The sequence below is a fragment of the Alteromonas naphthalenivorans genome (genome assembly GCF_000213655.1).
In the GTDB taxonomy this organism is placed as follows: domain Bacteria; phylum Pseudomonadota; class Gammaproteobacteria; order Enterobacterales; family Alteromonadaceae; genus Alteromonas; species Alteromonas naphthalenivorans.
In genome coordinates, this window is record NC_015554.1 from 2,378,794 (window position 1) to 2,396,876 (window position 18,083).

Sequence of the window (18,083 nt, forward strand, 5' to 3'; positions counted from 1 at the left end):
AACCCCATGTATGAACCCTATACATGAACCATGCCAAATATCGGTATTATTATGTTTACGTGCTTTACCTTGTTGAAATAACTTTCAACTTTTGTATAAGTTTGACATTATCAATTTACTGCCACATGTTTACTATACTATGAAGTGGTTAACGTTTTCTTACAGCTATTATTTTAATAAACTCGTCTCATAATGGTGCATTAAGGCTCAATTGGCATGACAACCCGCTACGCGCGTAAAACTTACCGACGAACCTGTATTTATGCCCTAGTGGGGCTGTTTTTAGGTATGACATCTTTGGTTATCGCGCAACAAAAAAACATATTTACTAAAGAGGTTTACAGCCGAGTTGAAGCCCTGTTTGGTAAAAATGGTGCGGCTGATGTTGCAAAGTGGCGACAACTAGTAGACAACATTGAGAACGACGATATTGATGAAAAACTTTACCAAGTGAATCGCTTTTTCAATCGATTCGATTTTGTAGATGATCTAAGGCACTGGCGCCAACCCGATTACTGGGCCACGCCAATCGAGTTTATTGGAACGGGCGCTGGCGACTGTGAAGATTATTCAATTGCCAAATACTTTTCGTTAATAGAACTTGGTATTCCTAAATCGCAACTTCGGCTTATGTATGTAACCGCGTTAGAGTTAAACCAACCTCATATGGTGTTAGCCTATTACCCAAGCCCTACTTCTGTTCCTTTAGTGCTTGATAATATTAACCGCCGAATACTGCCAGCAAACCAACGGCGCGACCTTGCGCCTGTTTATAGTTTTAACGGTGATGGTCTATGGGCGGCGAAGTCTATGGGAACAGGCAGAAAATTAAGAGGCAGCGGCCCCATGAAAATGTGGGACGACATGATAGATCGTTTAAACAGCGTAATGCTCGGAGATACACAAGAACAATGAAATTATCTACCCAACTAAGCGTTAGCTTACTTATTTTTTTACTGGCCGTGTTCGCCGGTTCCTTTTTTATTAACGTAAAAATGACCAAAGAATACGTGAATGAACAACTTGCTACCCACGCACAAGACACCGCCACATCGCTAGGTTTAGCCATGGCACCCTATATAACGCAAGAAAATGGTCAGGCTGTAGCTGAAACCATGGTGAACGCCATATTCGACAGGGGCTACTACCAAACTATTTCGGTTAAAGACGCCAGCGGGAATACCCTTATTATTCGTCAAAACCCGAATAAAATAGATACCGTACCAAATTGGTTTACCGAAGCGGTACACGTTACCCCGCCGGTAAAAAACACCGAACTTAACGATGGTTGGACAATGGCAGGGCAACTTACCGTACAAAGCCACCCAGGCCTTGCGAATGAAAAGCTATGGGATAGCATTACCCAAAGTGCATTAATGTTTTTTATTGCCTTTGTTATTGCCTACTTGGTGCTGTTGGTTATTATTCGCCAAATTACCAAACCCTTAGAAATTGTTACCCAAAAAATAGGCGATATTCAAAACCAAAAGTTTTCTGAAATTGACTATCAACCTTTTACTAAGGAATTTTCTTTTATCACGCTAGCTGTAAATAAGTTGTCTAGAGCAGTAGAAAGCATGTTCAAAGAACTTACTGCACGGGCTGAACAATTCAAGGCAATTGCGTATGGCGACAGCTTAACCGGGCTTTCTAATAGAAATGCCTTTAATCGACACATGAATGCACTATTAAGTGGCGCAGCTACGGTAGAAGAAGGTTACGTGGTGTTGATTAGATTAACGCAGCTTGCTCGGGTAAATAATTTACTGGGCGGCGCTGAAGGTGATGAATATGTTAGCGCGGCTGCGAAAAAGCTGAAACTGGCCGCCATGCAATTTCCAGATAAGGTAACGCTTTTTAGAGTATCGGGCTCCGACTTTGCCATATTAATGGAAGCAGTATCGCAACAAGAGTGCGAAAAAAGACTGAAAAGCCTTAGCGATGAAATGAATAAAATAGATTTTCTTAAAGACGGCGATAAAACAGCGTGGATTGGCGCAGCTAAATATTCTAGTGAAAATAGCTTTGCTGAAGTTATGGAAAAAGCAGATAGCGCACTATTAGCGGCAACTAAGTTAGACAGAGGCTGGCAGTTTGCTTCAGAGCTAACTTACATTCATAGCAATACTGAATGGCGTGAAAGGCTAAACAATATTCTGTTACAACAGTATGCCGATATTTTAATACAGCCTATTTTTAGTACCGAGAATAAAGCCCCGTGTTATTACGAAGGGTTCGCGCGCTTTAAAGATGTGTCTACCAATACCGATATACCTATGTCACAGTTAATTCCTGCATCGGAGCGGCTGCACCTTATTCCTCAAGTAGATAGGTTGGTAACGTCTCTGGTAGTCAGTAAACTCATGGCCTCTCCTCACACGGTAGCGGTAAACATTGCCACTGCATCAATAGCGAATGCCGACTTTTGCCAATGGCTTGGTGGTTATCTTCTTGAACACAAGTCATTGTGCGACAGATTAGCGTTTGAAATTGAAGACTCCGCCATTATTTATTATAGGGAAGCTACCCTTAAATTTTGCGATATGGTTAAAAAAGCAGGATGCACCATTACTATTGAACATTTTGGCGACAATCTTGCATCATTAAGCGGGTTAAGGGCGATTCAACCCGATTTTGTAAAAATATCCGGCAAATTGACCAAGGATATTCATGAAGACAAAGACAATCAGCTATTTGTTAGCAGCTTAGTAAGTATTGCGAATGGGTTACACATTAAAGTGATAGCCGAGCTGGTTGAAAGCGAGTTAGAAAGTAACACTCTTAGTAAGCTGCAGGTTGTTTATCAGCAAGGCTATCACTTTGCAAAGCCCACAGCTTGGCGCTTAGGGAAATAATTTAAGTAGCTAGTTTATTGGCGGCTTTCACAGCAAATAAAGCTAAGACAACGGGCGTTCATTTGGTATACAATACCCAGTGTATGCAAACCAATTTTTCGAAGTAGGAACTATTATGCGCAATAGATTTATTTTTTCATTAGTAATGAGTGTGCTTATTGCTATTTCGCCAGTGGCTATAGCACAAGACAGCGCAGGTAGCGTTCCAGGTTTGCAAATTAGAGCCCAGTTAATTGATGCTATCGATGGTGGTACCGCAGCTGAAACTGCAGCCGCATCAATCAGCAATGATATTTTAAGTAATGGTATGCCAACCATTTCACAATCAAACCTTTCATATCTTCAAACTAAGCCGGCTGAGTTTGAAAACATGACAGGTTTATTGAGCGACAGCGCGACTGGATTTGAGCTTGCAATCGCTGGGTTCGGATCTTTACCAGAGCAGCCATCGGAAGTGGTGACTATATCTATGATCCTGTTCCCTGAAGATGCCAACGAAATTTACAACATTGCATTGCAAACCGGTGTAATTAGTGCAGAAGATGCACTTTTGGCTGCGATTAATGCAGGTATCGATACCTCAACACTTACCGCTACTGCGGCAGGGGCTGCTGGCAACGATGTATCTCCATTAGGTGTAGGTACTGGTGCTGCAGGTGCGGGTGGTGGCGATACCACGGTTTCAGCAAACTAAGTTTGTATTATAGTTAAACTCTGTGTTGGTGATCGTTAGTGGTAGTAAGAAGTGGCGATAGTGAATGCTGAGTATTAATAATAGAAAAACCGAAAAGCTTCTTTTCGGTTTTCTTTTATTTACCCTTTTTTGGCTGCCTATTCCTTTAGGTGCTAATAGGCCATGGGCTTGGGCCCTTATGCAAATTTCCGTTTTTTGTATAAGTGCATCGTTAATGGCCTTTCATTTTCGCACCATTACTGTTGTAGTTCGCCAATATCGTGTTTTTGTTCTGCTTTGGCTATTATTTCTTGCTTGGCAGTTATTAAACTTAGTTCCCCTACCCGCCTCACTTATTGCCAGCCTACGGCCAGAAAAACTTTTACCTGAATACGCTAACGTATCGGCTGATACCAGTTGGTTACCCCTTAGTTTTGATGTAGGCCAAAGCCAAATAGTATTTTTAAAATCTCTTTGTTATTGCCTGCTTTTTTTCAGTGTTTTAGCCTTGGTACGCTCTACTTCTCGGTTGAAACTAGTGTTAATCACCATTAGTGCAAGCGGTATATTTCAAGCCATTTATGGGTCGCTAGAGGTATTGTCGGGCATTGAATACAGCCTAGTATTCAAACAACCGGTTACTCACATTGCTACTGGCAGCTTCATTTACAAAAACCATTTTGCAAACTACTTGCTGCTTACATTGTGTGCTGCGCTAGGTTATCTGATTGCCAGTTTAGGTGATGACGATGGGCTATCAAAACGAGAGCGCCTTAGAAAATGGCTTAAGTTTTGGCTAGGCAATAAAGTGCTGTTTCGTATTGGCATAATTATTATGGTTATTGCACTGGTAATGTCGCGTTCACGAATGGGTAATACGGCGTTTTTTGTTAGCATGACAATAACCGCAGCCATGGGTTTGTGGTATTTCAAGCCTAGACAAAAAAGCTACATTGCCTTGTTTGTTAGCATGCTCTTTATCGACATTATGATAGTAAGTAGCGTGTTTGGGTTAAACGAAGTGAAAGAACGTCTTGAGCAGACCGATTTAACCCATGAAAGCCGAGACGAAGTGGTTACCGATGCACTGCCCTTGCTAGCAAAATACTCACTAATAGGTACAGGAGGCGGAACCTTCTATACTGTGTACCCACAATATCAAAGTGAGAGTATTCAACACTTTTACGATCATGCTCATAATGAATACTTACAGTTTAGTATTGAGTTTGGCGTTATTGGCGCACTACTAATGGGCGTATTTGTGTTGTTTTGCGGCATTAATGCGTTCAATGCTTTTCGTCAGCGCCACCACCCTCTTCCTCGCGGTTCGGCATTTGCGTGTTTTATGGCTATTATTGGTATGGCAATGCACACCAGCGTAGACTTTCCCTTACAAGCGCCTGCTAACACTGCTATCTTTATTACTCTACTTGCACTTGGTGCCATGAGTAATCGAATTCGGGTTCGACAATCAACAACACGTAGTCGTAAATCGTAAGTCGTAAAATTAGGTTTTTTTTGTAAGCGCCTAATTAGGGATTTCAATAAGTATTTACTAATGGATTCAGTTATGGAAAATCAGTCGTGGTGTTAAAAGTTAATCACCCCATTCAGGAAGAACCTAACGTAAAGCACATGCTAGAAAGAATGCCCAAGCATGTGGCGAACTCGTTTAGTGAAGAGCAGCTTACCCATATTAATACCGCGTTAGCAGGCAGGCGCTGGGGCAAGCATAAGTTAGATTTACGTGGCACCCTTGGCATTGGCCATAGCCGCTTTTATTTTGTGCTGTTAGGCGGTAAAGATAAACGCGATCCTTCCCGTATAGAAAGTAAAATTGGCCAACTTACGTTAGCTTTCGGCTTTACCCTGTTTATTCTATTTTCATTACTGGTAGGTATGGTACTGCTGTACATATTGAAATCGTGGCTGGGTATTAACTTATTCGAAAACTATTCACTAGGCTTGTGGGATTGGCTTAAAAGCAAGTTTTAAATGCGAGCGTAATAATATTATTTGTAAGTAATGCAGTTGGGAATGCGTTTTCTTACTGGGTAAGCGGCCAAGCGCATCCATCGGCATGCAGGCTCTTCTGCATTATAGCTCACAATACTTTGCACTATTGCGTCTCTGCTATGAGGGTTTATCAACCCCAACTTCATATGGTGTTTTAACGGCTGAATAACCTTAATGTATTCAGGCGACCGTGCTGCATAATTCGCTAACCCGTACTCTACGATGAATTTGTGAACTATAGCGTCTTGTGGGCCTACCTGAATGGCTTTATTCATATATTGATAGAAAGCGTCGTCTACTTCATTACGCTTCCATTTCACCGATGCTAACCCTATCCAGCTCGCAGGCCAAAGCGGGCGTAGCAATAAGCTGTGCTGGTAATTGCTAAAGGCCAGTTTCAAACTATTTATTTTTTCTTTTTCAGCAGCGTTTTCAACAGCACTTTCAGCAGTGCTTTTAGATACAAAGGCTTGCCATTCATAAAGCTGACCACGCATTTGATAATAAAGCGCGTTATTGGGAAACATGGAAATGGCTGAATCTATTTTGGTAATAGCATCGCTTACTTTGCTAGCGGTTGCGCGCTCAGGATTATTCTGCCAAGCCTCTAATTGGTTGTTCACCCGATAATAATAGTTACCCGATATAAAAAACTGTGCGCTCCATATTACGCCCCATGCAGCTGTGATAAAAAACACAGAGCGCACCACACGTTTTATCAATAACTGATGACGCTCATACACGTTAGATAACGACACTAGGTGCCCCTACTATTTCTCCCGGTGTAGTAACGAAAACTTGCTGGGCGTAAGCTGCGTCCACTGCCGATACCACAGCAAATGCTTCGCCCATATCGTTAGGTCGCCTAACCGTGTCGTGGGTATCTGACGCCACTACATGAAAGCTTTTGTTGGCAAGCATGGTTAACGCAAAGTTCTGTACAGGCTCTCCAAATCGGCCTGTAAGTGCGCCTGCTGTCACCTGAAACCAGCAGCCTATGCGCTGCAACCAGTCAAACTTGTGTTGCTCGCGCAATAGCTCTCGGTTACGTTCGGGGTGTGCTATAAGCGGTTGCACGTTGTTTTTTAATAACCATTTTACCAACGGCTCCATTCCCGATGGCACATGACTATGAGGCATTTCAAGCAACATCACGTTTTTGCTGTTAATCTGGCCTAAAAAAGGAACCGCATTTTGTTTTATCCATATAGGAATGTGCTCCGAGACACGAAGCTCGGCGGCATAAGATAAGGTAAGGGGAATGTTTTCTTGTTCAAGCGCTAACACAAGTTCGTTATACGCGTTTTCAATAATAGCGGGCGTATTATCGAAGAACCCTGGGTGTATATGTGGGGTACACACTAAATGCGTCACGCCGCATTCAAGTGTTTGTTTGGCCATGTCAATCGACATGGCCATGGTTCTGGCACCATCGTCAATGCCAGGTAATATATGACTGTGAAGGTCTATCAATTAATTATTAGCTGTCCTTATGACTAGTATAATCATACTGATCATAAAACCCGCCGTACCTCTGTGCTACATCAGACTTTCGTAAGTCTACTTGATTTAGCACTACGCCATCAAGGCGATGTCCCACTTGTAAGAAACGAGACAACCCTGTATTAATCACTTTTTCGCTGGTACTGTCGGCGCGTACTACGTAAATAATAGAGTCGCACGAGTTAGCAATTACCATTGAATCACTTACCGCTTGAGTAGGCGCGGTATCTACCACCACATATTTGTATTGGGTTTTTAATTCTTTAATTAACGCATCGAACCCTTTATCCGCAAGAAGCTCTTGTGGGTTAGACGGTATTGTACCTGCCGAAAGAATATCGATATTCGCTTGTTCGTCACGCACCAAACATTCATCGAAACTGTGAGTTTTAAGAATAAGGTTAGCAACACCTGGCTGGTAATTAGGAATATTAAACTGCCTACCAATGCTTGGGCGGCGTAAATCCGCATCTATAAGAATGGTTTTATCTAACTGACCTAACGCGAACGCTAGGTTAATAGACACAGTAGTTTTACCTTCTTTAGGCACACTAGAGGTAACCATAATAGCCTGATTGTCTTTATCTAAATTCAATAACGACAAACTAGTACGTAAGGTTCTAACCGACTCTGCAAACTGATGCTTTTTACCGTCGAAATAAGTGCGAATAGGTAAATTGGTTTTCTTTTTATGGGCAAGCCAAGGAATTAAACCCAACATACGCTGGCCTAACTTACGCTCTACATCTTCTACCGAACGAATACCGCTATTAAGGGTTTCCATGGTAATGGCCAAGAACACACCAAACCCAATACTAAATACAAAAGCCGCCCCAATTAGCAATTTTTTATTCGGTTCAGAAGGTACCGATGGCACTACAGCGCTGTCCAAAATTCTGGCGTTTGCCGATTCAAAACCACCTAGTTCGTCAGTTTCTTTTAAACGGGTAAAGAATGAATTGTACAACTGCTGGTTAATATCAACATCGCGCTGAAGGGCTTTGCGTTGATTGTCTAACGCAGATAATCCACGGAATTCAGCTTTTGCCACTTCTACTTCTTGTTTCAATTGCGCAACGCGTTGCTCTGAAACTTGGTATTGAGTAGTAATACTAGAAATAAGATCGCGAGTTTGGGTAGTTAACGTTTCGCGAATGGAAGACAGCTCCGCATTTGCCGCAATCATTTTAGGGTGTTTAGGCCCGTATACTTTGCTAAGTTCAGACACGCGGGTCATAGCTTTCGCTTCGTCGCGGCGTACACCTTGAATGGTAGGGTGATTCAGAACTTCAGGTAACCGTGCGATGTCTTCAAGGGTCACGTTGTTACGCGTTTGACGATATATTACCGCGTTTAACTTTAATGCGGTTTGTGCATCAAGCAATTGCGTGCTTAAACGCTCTAGTTCGTCGGCAGCAAGGCCTACTACGCCATCTATATTTACCACTTGATTACGTTCATAAAACTGCGATAGGTTCTTTTCAGCAATATCGAGCTTATCTTTCAAGCCTTCTAAGCTTTCTGTAAGAAACGACGTGGCCTTTGCTGTCATATCTAGTTTAGCTTGAAGGTAATTCTCGATGTAAACATCGGCAATGGTATCGGCAATTTGAGCCGACAAAGAAGCAGATTCGGTAGTAACGGAAATCTTCATTACCTGGGTATTATCTACCATGCTAACTTCTACGGCACGCATTAATCTGAATACTGCGGAACGTTTTTTTGCTGCAATAATTTGCGCTTCGGTACGCTCTACCACTTCTTCTTGCGGTAGAAATGGCAGCATGTCTTTTGCACTGTCTATTAGCGAGTCGATAGCACTTGGGCCTTCAGCTGGCGGCATAAACTTATCGTTTAAGTGTAAATTCATTCCCTCTACGGTGCGCTCGGCAATTTGGCGCGACCGTAGTATTTCGTATTGGGTTTGCATGTAGTCTTTACGCTTAGTGTCTAAGCCATACACTTCTTCTATAGATACCACATTGGCATTTTCAGAATCGACCAATATAGTGGTAGACGACGTATAAAGTGGCGTCATCCGCATTACCAGCAAAGCCACCAATATAGTAAAAGCGATGGCTAACGAAACAATGCGAAAAGCGTAGCGTTTCAGAATTCCAAGGTAGTGTGCAATATCGATAGTTTCGCTATCTAACACACCGTGATTAACATCATCCCTATTAATTACTGCCATGTTGTTTTTATATCCTGAAATTCTGTTAATTAGAAAAAGCGTTGATTTACGGTGATTATGTCACCGGGCTGAATCATGTCACTTACCCTAACGGTAAAGCTGCGTGATGTGCCATCTTTTTCTCGAACTATAGTTATTTTGTCTCTTGCTGCTCGTTCGGTATAACCGCCAGCTAACGCAGCGGCTTTGTTAACCGACAAACCAGGCTGGTAAGGGTAACCACCTGGGCGTTTTACTTCACCGTCTATAAAGAAGGGGCGGTAGTCAATAATAGTCACCGATACCGACGGGTTTACTAAGTAATCCCCTTTTAAGCCCTCATAAATAAGCTGCTCTACTTCGCCTAGTGTTAACCCTACTAATTTAACTTCACCCATAAACGGGTAATTGATAGTGCCAACATCGGGCAAACGTACTTCCATCGACAAGTCGCTCTGACCAAATACATTTATACTAATTCTGTCACCGGAGCCCAATTGGTAGCGACTCATGCTCAAATTACCTTCCTGTGCTAGAGCATTGAACGACATCACTACAACAAAAAGGAAGGCGAAAATACTGTTTACACTTTGCTTCACAGGCTAACCTCGGCAGATAAACCAATTATACTTCTGTCATAACCAATGGCATCTCGGTTACTGTCTCTGTCATTTAATGTGTAATATAACGAGAAGCTTAAATAACGACGTGCTTGATAGTTTACTGCAGCGGTATAACGCATTAAATCGTCTTCACGGTTAGCAATGCCTTCGTCGTCTAGTACATATTCATCAGTAAGTTTGCTGATACTAGTAGATGTGCTTAAACGCTGAAGCCATTCATGGTCCCACGATGCTGTATAATCGCGACCACGAATGAAGTTACCTTCACCGTTGGTTTCACGTGTATCGGCACTAGTAGAAAAACGAAACGTTGAATAAGAAACAGGCTGCCATTCAACACCCGCTTCCCAATCCACCCCATAGAAAGTACTACGGGTTGCAGATTCAAAATCTTTTTCTGTGTAACCTACTTTAGCAAAGCCTGTAGTTGCAGCAGTGCTTTCCCACGTTATACCGCCTAAAACACGCAGCGTGTCACTGTCTAGACTAGATGCTTCTGACAACTGGCGGTCGTAGCGAGTGTATGTGTTGGTTACATCAATCACTAATGCTGTTGAAGGTGCAATTTTATAAGCAAACTCAGCACCTATTTTATTCTTGGCACGATCACGAAGCAGGTAAGCTTGTTCTTCTCGGTCATAATCTAACGTTTCGCGATTTGCCTTGAGCGTTAACATGCCGTTTGAGGTTAACGCGCCGTAACTGTATTCAGCACCAGCATACATACTTTTAAAGGTATCAGGCGAAGTAATGTCGTCGCCGGCACCTAGTGAGAACCCCGTACCACGGTCTTCGTGCCCATCTTCATATTGCGCGGTGCCGCTTAAGCGATGATGGCTATTTAGTTCGTATTCACCGGAAGCTTCAAAAAAGTGATCGGTGTAATCGTCGGCGCTGCTTGAAAAATACACACCGCGCGCTAGGCGATAGCCAAATTGAACAGGGTTACCATCAATTTCTGTGGCGGCAATAATTTCTGGCGAAAACGTGGCGCGCCAGCTGTAAATTTTAGGGTCATCATCGCGAGCATAAGCAACGTTATCAACATAGCTCATGGATGTATTGAAAGTGGGGATAATGTCGAATTGGCCTGCTTCAATACGGCCAGCCTCTTGTGCGTTCGATATGGCGCTAATTACCGACAGTGCAACAAGGCTTGTTGTCCTTTTAAACATACTCGCTCCTAAAATTTTTTTGTCTTATGCAGTTAAACTTTGGGGTAAAACAGTGCAACATCAGCTTTAATGCTCACAAAAGCAACACCAATATATTTATTTAACCGCTTTGAGTGTGATATTTATAATTTTTCAGCTATTGACCGGATGGCATGCTAATACTGTGCCATACAGGGCGTAGTGCGCGTGAAAACACTTTGCTTTATTAGCGTTTTATCAACAACACATTCAATTATTCCCGTTAGCTTAACGATAAATTATTGCAGCAATGTGTCTAACTTACAGGCTTGCTGGTTAAGCAAAAACAACGCTTTACTGCATGATCCAAAACACGATTCAATACATGATTCAATACAAGACGTAGTGTTAATTTTATGGCTGTAAGTTTAAAAGCTTTGGCACGCAGTATAATGGTTATATGTTATCTTACAATATCAGTTGGGTAATTGCTTTCAATAGTTTTGTAATAAAATTACAACCTGCTTATACTATACTTTAGCAGTACAGGCATTGATGCTTTTCAGCGGGTGGCAAGTTTTTCTTTTTTACACCCTTTCGTTAGCATATGTTTTTGCAGCAGATGTCATTTTTCTTTTTTTCACTTTTTCGGTACATTTTTTGCTTTATCTGGCTATAAGTTAAAGCTAATAATTAACGCAGTGGTCTTTTGCTTTATTGACAATTGAAGTCGGCGTGACTTTTTATTTTAAAGAGATACACACATGGATAATAAAGTAGCACCTAACCAAGTCCTCAAATCTCACGAGGTTGAACCCAATGCTTCGGGCGGGCTAATAGTTAGGAACCAAAGTGGCTTTTCAACCATTTATAGGCTTATCGATTTATGCCTTGTCACCTTACTTTATTACGCTTCAGCATTTTATTACGACAGCCCTGTAACGGCTGGTAGCCTTCTATTCCTGTTTGTTTACGTTATAAGTTTCCAATTTTCTGGTGAATGCGTAGAGCTTTATCGTTCTTGGCGTGGTCATAGAACGAATGAAATGCTTCGTGCAGCTGCGATTGCGTGGGCACTGAGCATGTTAGCTACGACTGCTTTTGGTTTCTTTTTCTTTGGCGATTTAAAAATTACGCCTCCCGGCGTTTTACTGTGGGCCGCATCTTCATTTGTTGTTGTACTGGCTTGGCGCTTCGTAATGCGAAAATTTCTTTTTCGACTTCGCCGCAGCGGGTTAAACTCTAGAAAATCGATTGTTATTGGTGCAACCCAGTTGGGTTACAACATGGCTAATCAAATCGTTTCAAATGAACATTTGGGTATTCGTTTCTTAGGGTTGTTTGATGATAGAGGCGAAGACCGCTTACCTCATGAGTTTAAAAATCAAGTACTAGGTAATATTGAATCGGCCATTGAAATGGCTAAACGCAATGAAGTGGATTACATCTACATTGCCCTGCCAATGAGTGCAGAGAACCGTATTCGTCACATTCTTGAAAAGTGCAGCGACACAACGGCTAATGTTTATATTATCCCTAACTTCTTTATGTATAACTTGCTTAATGCCCGCTGGCAATCGATTGGGTCGGTACAAGCGTTAAGTGTGTACGACACCCCGTTTCAGGGTGCTAGCGACGTTTTAAAACGCTTTGAAGACATTGTGTTAAGCATCTTAATATTAATGATGTTAGCCATCCCTATGTTAGGCATAGCGGCGGCGGTTAAACTGACTTCTAAAGGCCCCGTAATTTTCAAACAAAAGCGTTACGGCTTAGATGGAAAACAAATTACGGTTTATAAGTTCCGGTCTATGACTACGCAAGACAACGGTGCTGTGGTTAAACAAGCCACCAAGAATGATGCGCGCCTAACCAAAATTGGTGGCTTTTTGCGACGCTCTTCTATTGATGAGCTTCCGCAATTTATTAACGTTCTGCAGGGCAGAATGTCTATTGTGGGCCCCCGCCCTCATGCGGTAGCGCACAACGAAGAATACCGTAAGCTTATTACCGGTTATATGCTACGCCACAAGGTTAAGCCAGGCATTACTGGCTGGGCGCAGGTAAACGGCCTACGTGGCGAAACAGAGACAGTGAACAAAATGGTACAACGTGTAGAGTACGATTTAGATTATATTCACCGTTGGTCTGTTTGGTTCGATATTAAAATTGTATTTATGACAGTATTTGGTGGGTTGGCGAATAAGAACGCCTACTAACCCTATCGGTTCTCATTTAGTCAGTTCAGAATTGTAAAATTTTGATACACAAAGCCTCTACACCCTGTGTTGAGGCTTTTTTGTTTTTACAGTGTTGGGCCCGCGTTTAACGTTAATTGCAAAGATCAGCCGCAACACTCAGGCCGCTTGAGTGGTTATTTTACATTGAAGTTTTCAGTGCCTTGCGTGTATAAATAAGCAACACCTATTACATTTAAGGCACGTAATGAAGTACCTATTACTGGTTAGTACGTCATTTTTACTCACTGCTTGTTACTTATTACCCACACAAAAGCCATCGCCTTGGTTGGTAATTGATACTTGTAATACTAAAACGCTAACCGGTTGGCAATTAGCAGACACGCAAAATAACACTATCCCCTTTTTAGAGAATGCCCAAATTACTGAAATTCGGTCTTTCTTCGATTTAACTTCAGGTTCAGCTTCAGCGGTAGATTCAGTATCAGCTTCAAATTCAATTAAAGGTGCAACAGATACTGTGCCCACTACTATGTCGTCGTCTGTGCCTGCGCTTGTGTCTACTTCAGAATTAGGTGTTAACAATGGCTACCTAATTAAAAAGCCCGCACCAGATGGTGTGGTAGGCAATAGAAAAGCCCTTTCGTTTAAAGCGTTACCCAAGCCCGTACCTGTAGGTGAAACTTACACTTTTTATACCAGAATTCGCGTTGAGCGCTTTCCTAATAACCATGCTTTTGGGATAAGCAACTTGCACCCTGCCGACATAATTAAACATGGTTATAACGCGTTTGAGCCTACCCTACGAATTACCGACAAGGCCGAATCTAACGGTTTTAAAAACAATGGTAGTCTGATGGTTAAAATAGACAGCGAGGACAAGTACCGCCAATATGCCAATGTAAAAAACACTGACAGCAACAAAGATGCTAAGCCTTTGCAAGAAGGTGAATGGTATAGCATTTGGTATGTGGTTAATAACGCCACCACTGAAAATGGCGGGCAAGTTTATAGCGTTTATGTAAAAGGCGGCGAATTTTCAAGCCAATCGCTAGTTTACGAAAATGCCAATTTTAGAATGAAGCGGGAATTACCGCTTATTTACTTTTTGGCTAACTGTAATACCGGGCCACTTAAGCAACCTTATGGCAATGGGGGTTTGGCTTACGACGATATTTATATGAGCGAAGGGATAAATTTAACCGTACCCTACTAAGTTAAAATCTTAGGTAGCGTTTCTTAAACGCCAGAAACGAAAAAAGGCGAGCATCCTGCTCGCCTTTTTCCGAAAGAACTTAAACTTAATTAGTTAATAATTAAGCTAATGCGCCTTTAGCCGCATCGACTAGTGCGCTGAAAGCCGCTTTGTCATGTACAGCGATGTCGGCAAGGATCTTACGATCGATTTCAACAGACGCTTTTTTCAAACCGTTAATGAAACGGCTGTATGACATACCATTTTGACGTGCAGCAGCATTAATACGTGCAATCCACAATTGACGGAATTGACGCTTGCGCTGACGACGGTCACGGTAAGCATATTGACCAGCTTTAGTTACGGCTTGTACCGCTACGCGATAAACACGTGAACGAGCACCGTAATAACCTTTTGCCTGCTTGAGGACTTTTTTGTGACGTGCACGTGCTACCGTACCGCGTTTTACTCTAGCCATTAATCAGTCTCCTAAGTCTATACGTACGGCAACATGCGCTGAACCAATTTGGTATCAGAATCATGAACCAGTTTCTTGCCACGAAGGTGACGTTTACGCTTAGAGCTCTTCTTAGTCAAAATGTGACGTAAGTGAGACTGTTTGCTTTTAAAGCGGCCAGAACCCGTTTTCTTAAAACGTTTGGCGGCACCGCTTACAGTTTTCATTTTAGGCATTGCTAAAACTCCGCATTGTTAGTATCGACGCTGGGTATGCAGTTACCGGTTGTCGGTTAATGTTTAGCCGCAGGGTGTTTTGAGATTGCAGTACCTCAAAAACTTTTAGACCACTACGACTTCTTAGTTGGGGCTAGCACCATGATCATTTGGCGGCCTTCCACACGACGTGGGAAAGACTCGCACACAGCAATCTCTTCCAAATCCGCTTTAACACGGTTAAGAAGTTCAATACCGATCTCTTGGTGCGCCATTTCACGTCCGCGGAAACGGATCGTAACTTTGGCTTTATCACCACCTTCAAGAAAGCGACGCAGGTTGCGCAGTTTTACCTGGTAATCGCCTTCATCAGTGCCAGGGCGGAACTTAATCTCCTTGACCTGAATTTGCTTCTGTTTTTTCTTCTGCTCTTTTTGAGCTTTACTTTTTTCAAAGAGGAATTTGCCATAGTCCATAACTTTACAGACTGGCGGCTCAGCATTCGGACTGATTTCTACTAGATCAAGACTGGCTTCCTCAGCAAGTTTCGTCGCTTCTGCTAACGTCACAATGCCGGCTTGTTCACCGTCTTTGCCAATTAAGCGAACTTCTTTGGCTTTAATTTCATCGTTTATGCGGGCTTTGTCGCCCTGAGCCTTGTTATTAGCGCCTTTAATGTGCATTCCTCCAAACATTTAATTCTTCTGTTTGCTCATCATCTGTCTTTAATTCAGTACTGATAAGCAAACACCGTCGTGTAGTATACACGAAAACCCTCAAACTACTTAATGGTCTTTTCTGCCACTTCCTGATTTGCCATGGCAATAAAAGATTCCAGGCTCATTTTGCCTAGGTCGTCGCCACTGCGAGAGCGTACTGCTACTTCGCCAGCTTCCATCTCTTTATCACCTACTACTAGCATATACGGAACACGCTTGAGAGTGTGCTCGCGGATTTTAAAGCCAATCTTCTCATTTCTCAAGTCCGACTTTGCTCTAAATCCACTTTTTTGCAGTTTTTTTACACATTCCTGTGCATATTCGCCTTGGCTATCGGTAATATTTAGAATTACCACCTGCTGAGGGGCTAACCACAGCGGGAAAAAGCCAGCGAACTCTTCGGTAAGAATACCGATAAATCTTTCTAATGAACCTAAAATAGCTCTGTGGATCATAACAGGCACTTTACGTTCGCCGTCTTCAGCTACGTAAGTTGAACCTAAACGACCCGGCATAGAGAAATCTAGCTGAACCGTTCCACACTGCCATGCCCTATTTAGGCAATCGTGCAATGTGAATTCAATTTTAGGGCCATAAAACGCACCTTCACCTGGCTGATATTCAAATTCAATATCGTTAGCTTTAAGTGCTTCGGCTAATGCTGCTTCCGATTTATCCCAAATTTCGTCACTGCCTACGCGCTTTTCAGGGCGAGTAGATAGTTTAACCGCTACTTTGTCAAAACCAAATGCTGCATAAGTCTCATACACCATCTTTATACAGCCACTTACTTCTTCTAGGATCTGTTCTTCGGTACAAAAAATATGAGCGTCGTCTTGAGTAAACCCACGAACGCGCATTAAACCGTGTAGCGCACCAGAAGGTTCGTTACGGTGACAGCAACCAAACTCAGCCATACGCAACGGAAGGTCACGGTAAGACTTCAAGCCTTGGTTAAATATTTGAACGTGGCCTGGGCAGTTCATTGGCTTAATAGCATATTCACGCTTTTCTGATTCGGTAGTGAACATGTTTTCGGCGTACTTTTCCCAGTGACCCGATTTTTCCCACAACGAACGGTCCATCATTAATGGGCCTTTTACTTCGTCGTAAGTGTAGTCGCGTAACTTTTCACGCACGAACTTTTCAAGCTCGGTGTAAATAGACCAACCATCGTTGTGCCAAAACACCATGCCCGGTGCTTCTTCTTGCCAATGGAACAAGTTCAACGCTTTACCAATTTTACGGTGGTCGCGCTTTTCAGCTTCTTCTAGGCGCTGCAAGTATGCTTTAAGTTGCTTTTTGTCAGCCCACGCGGTGCCGTAAATACGTTGCAACATTTTATTGTCGCTGTCGCCACGCCAATATGCGCCTGCCACTTTCATAAGCTTGAAGTTTTGGCAGAATTTCATGTTAGGCACGTGAGGGCCACGGCACATGTCTACGTATTCTTCATGATGGTATAACCCTGGGCGATCATCATGACTGATGTTCTCGTCTAGAATTTCCATTTTATAAGTTTCGCCGCGAGCTTCGAATGCATCGCGGGCTTCTTGCCAGCTAACTTTGTTTTTAACCACGTTATAGTTAGTTTTAGCTAGTTGAAGCATACGCTTTTCAAGCTTTTGGATATCTTCCTGAGTTAGGCTCTCTTCCATATCAACATCGTAGTAAAAACCGTTGTCGATAGTAGGACCAATCGCCATTTTGGTATTTGGCCAAAGTTGCTTAATAGCATGGCCTAACAAATGCGCGCAGCTGTGACGAAGAATTTCTAAGCCTGCTTCGTCTTTAGCGGTAATGATTTGTAGTTGAGCGTCTGACTCAATAAGGTCAACTGCGTCTACCAATTCGCCATTCACTTTACCCGCAATGGTCGCTTTCGCTAAACCTGGGCCGATATCGTTGGCAACATCTAATACAGAAACTGATTGGTCGAAAGCGCGCTGGCTTCCATCAGGAAGGGTAATTACTGGCATGATATATCCTTTACAGTGGTGACGCCTACTCTGCGCCACTTGCATCTTTAATTATAAAAACACTCATTTTGGTGTTTACGCGTAGTTGTTATATTCATTACATAAGCTGAAAGTGCTATATAAACCATATAAGCCTTATAACCGTTTACTCTTTGCCAACACGCATACTTGGGTTGGCGGTATAAACAATTATCGATGGGCGATTATAACGGCTGTAAACACACATGCAATGGGCAGGCGTATTTTCGGTGCCTTGCGGGCGATATTTTGTGCGTATGGGGTATAAACAACACGTGAAATATTCCACCCGCGGCTGCAAAGCTTACTTATTCTTATCTTTAAAT

General features: G+C 42.6%; 16 protein-coding genes. 7 read left to right on the forward strand and 9 right to left on the reverse strand.

The window, feature by feature from the left end; genetic code table 11:
* Positions 1 to 288 precede the first annotated feature (288 nt).
* The 5 genes from AMBT_RS10390 to AMBT_RS10410 all read left to right on the forward strand — a co-directional run bounded on the left by AMBT_RS10390 (position 289) and on the right by AMBT_RS10410 (position 5,523).
* A complete protein-coding gene (locus AMBT_RS10390) occupies positions 289 to 915 on the forward strand; it encodes a transglutaminase-like cysteine peptidase (RefSeq protein ID WP_148259178.1) in 627 nt (208 codons plus the stop codon).
* Entirely contained in the window at positions 912 to 2,855 is a 1,944-nt protein-coding gene (locus AMBT_RS10395) for a bifunctional diguanylate cyclase/phosphodiesterase (RefSeq protein WP_013784581.1), read from the forward strand. Before AMBT_RS10390 ends, AMBT_RS10395 begins: the two co-directional genes overlap by 4 nt.
* A 115-nt stretch (positions 2,856 to 2,970) precedes the next feature.
* On the forward strand, positions 2,971 to 3,549 hold the full coding sequence (locus AMBT_RS10400) for a hypothetical protein (protein WP_013784582.1): 579 nt from the start codon (positions 2,971 to 2,973) through the stop codon (positions 3,547 to 3,549).
* A gap of 64 nt (positions 3,550 to 3,613) precedes the next feature.
* Positions 3,614 to 5,026 carry an O-antigen ligase family protein gene (locus AMBT_RS10405; RefSeq protein WP_013784583.1) on the forward strand — a complete coding sequence of 471 codons (1,413 nt, stop codon included), beginning with the start codon at positions 3,614 to 3,616 and terminating at the stop codon, positions 5,024 to 5,026.
* Between the two features lie 86 nt (positions 5,027 to 5,112).
* Positions 5,113 to 5,523 (forward strand): hypothetical protein, encoded by a 411-nt coding sequence (locus AMBT_RS10410; protein WP_013784584.1) that lies wholly within the window; start codon positions 5,113 to 5,115, stop codon positions 5,521 to 5,523.
* Positions 5,524 to 5,540: 17 nt separating this feature from the next.
* Here the strand turns inward: AMBT_RS10410 and AMBT_RS10415 are convergent, their stop codons facing one another.
* From AMBT_RS10415 to AMBT_RS10435, 5 genes are read right to left on the reverse strand one after another with little or no spacing between them, the layout of a single operon-like run.
* Complete coding sequence (locus AMBT_RS10415; protein ID WP_013784585.1) at positions 5,541 to 6,302, reverse strand: VpsP family polysaccharide biosynthesis protein; 762 nt, start codon at positions 6,300 to 6,302, stop codon at positions 5,541 to 5,543.
* Positions 6,289 to 7,017, reverse strand: a complete 729-nt coding sequence (locus AMBT_RS10420; protein WP_013784586.1) for a tyrosine-protein phosphatase — start codon at positions 7,015 to 7,017, stop codon at positions 6,289 to 6,291. Before AMBT_RS10420 ends, AMBT_RS10415 begins: the two co-directional genes overlap by 14 nt.
* A 7-nt stretch (positions 7,018 to 7,024) precedes the next feature.
* Positions 7,025 to 9,241 carry a GumC family protein gene (locus AMBT_RS10425; protein WP_013784587.1) on the reverse strand — a complete coding sequence of 739 codons (2,217 nt, stop codon included), beginning with the start codon at positions 9,239 to 9,241 and terminating at the stop codon, positions 7,025 to 7,027.
* 29 nt (positions 9,242 to 9,270) lie between these two features.
* A complete protein-coding gene (locus tag AMBT_RS10430; RefSeq protein ID WP_041452928.1) occupies positions 9,271 to 9,771 on the reverse strand; it encodes a polysaccharide biosynthesis/export family protein in 501 nt (166 codons plus the stop codon).
* A gap of 44 nt (positions 9,772 to 9,815) precedes the next feature.
* On the reverse strand, positions 9,816 to 11,018 hold the full coding sequence (locus AMBT_RS10435; protein ID WP_013784589.1) for an outer membrane beta-barrel protein: 1,203 nt from the start codon (positions 11,016 to 11,018) through the stop codon (positions 9,816 to 9,818).
* A gap of 722 nt (positions 11,019 to 11,740) precedes the next feature.
* Here AMBT_RS10435 and AMBT_RS10440 point away from each other — a divergent pair.
* Both AMBT_RS10440 and AMBT_RS10445 read left to right on the forward strand, forming a co-directional pair.
* A complete protein-coding gene (locus AMBT_RS10440; RefSeq protein WP_013784590.1) occupies positions 11,741 to 13,195 on the forward strand; it encodes an undecaprenyl-phosphate glucose phosphotransferase in 1,455 nt (484 codons plus the stop codon).
* Positions 13,196 to 13,421: 226 nt separating this feature from the next.
* Positions 13,422 to 14,390 (forward strand): hypothetical protein, encoded by a 969-nt coding sequence (locus AMBT_RS10445; RefSeq protein ID WP_013784591.1) that lies wholly within the window; start codon positions 13,422 to 13,424, stop codon positions 14,388 to 14,390.
* Positions 14,391 to 14,490: 100 nt separating this feature from the next.
* On the opposite strand, the gene rplT is transcribed toward AMBT_RS10445, so the two are convergent.
* The 4 genes from rplT to thrS form a co-directional block, all read right to left on the reverse strand.
* On the reverse strand, positions 14,491 to 14,847 hold the full coding sequence (rplT, locus tag AMBT_RS10450) for a 50S ribosomal protein L20 (protein ID WP_013784592.1): 357 nt from the start codon (positions 14,845 to 14,847) through the stop codon (positions 14,491 to 14,493).
* 17 nt (positions 14,848 to 14,864) lie between these two features.
* A complete protein-coding gene (gene rpmI / locus AMBT_RS10455; protein ID WP_012518091.1) occupies positions 14,865 to 15,062 on the reverse strand; it encodes a 50S ribosomal protein L35 in 198 nt (65 codons plus the stop codon).
* A gap of 113 nt (positions 15,063 to 15,175) precedes the next feature.
* Positions 15,176 to 15,724: a translation initiation factor IF-3 gene (gene infC / locus AMBT_RS10460; protein ID WP_126873690.1), complete on the reverse strand. Its 549-nt coding sequence runs from the start codon at positions 15,722 to 15,724 to the stop codon at positions 15,176 to 15,178.
* Between the two features lie 98 nt (positions 15,725 to 15,822).
* Positions 15,823 to 17,739 carry a threonine--tRNA ligase gene (gene thrS, locus AMBT_RS10465; protein WP_013784594.1) on the reverse strand — a complete coding sequence of 639 codons (1,917 nt, stop codon included), beginning with the start codon at positions 17,737 to 17,739 and terminating at the stop codon, positions 15,823 to 15,825.
* Positions 17,740 to 18,083 lie beyond the last annotated feature (344 nt).

Bases quoted from the DNA above. Each gene is read 5' to 3' on its own strand.
- AMBT_RS10390 (WP_148259178.1), top strand. From the start codon at position 289: ATGACATCTTTGGTTATCGCGCAACAAAAAAACATATTTACTAAAGAG.
- AMBT_RS10395 (WP_013784581.1), top strand. From the start codon at position 912: ATGAAATTATCTACCCAACTAAGCGTTAGCTTACTTATTTTTTTACTG.
- AMBT_RS10400 (WP_013784582.1), top strand. From the start codon at position 2,971: ATGCGCAATAGATTTATTTTTTCATTAGTAATGAGTGTGCTTATTGCT.
- AMBT_RS10405 (WP_013784583.1), top strand. From the start codon at position 3,614: ATGCTGAGTATTAATAATAGAAAAACCGAAAAGCTTCTTTTCGGTTTT.
- AMBT_RS10425 (WP_013784587.1), bottom strand. From the start codon at position 9,241: ATGGCAGTAATTAATAGGGATGATGTTAATCACGGTGTGTTAGATAGC.
- AMBT_RS10430 (WP_041452928.1), bottom strand. From the start codon at position 9,771: ATGTCGTTCAATGCTCTAGCACAGGAAGGTAATTTGAGCATGAGTCGC.
- AMBT_RS10435 (WP_013784589.1), bottom strand. From the start codon at position 11,018: ATGTTTAAAAGGACAACAAGCCTTGTTGCACTGTCGGTAATTAGCGCC.
- AMBT_RS10440 (WP_013784590.1), top strand. From the start codon at position 11,741: ATGGATAATAAAGTAGCACCTAACCAAGTCCTCAAATCTCACGAGGTT.
- AMBT_RS10445 (WP_013784591.1), top strand. From the start codon at position 13,422: ATGAAGTACCTATTACTGGTTAGTACGTCATTTTTACTCACTGCTTGT.
- rplT (WP_013784592.1), bottom strand. From the start codon at position 14,847: ATGGCTAGAGTAAAACGCGGTACGGTAGCACGTGCACGTCACAAAAAA.
- rpmI (WP_012518091.1), bottom strand. From the start codon at position 15,062: ATGCCTAAAATGAAAACTGTAAGCGGTGCCGCCAAACGTTTTAAGAAA.
- infC (WP_126873690.1), bottom strand. From the start codon at position 15,724: ATGCACATTAAAGGCGCTAATAACAAGGCTCAGGGCGACAAAGCCCGC.
- thrS (WP_013784594.1), bottom strand. From the start codon at position 17,739: ATGCCAGTAATTACCCTTCCTGATGGAAGCCAGCGCGCTTTCGACCAA.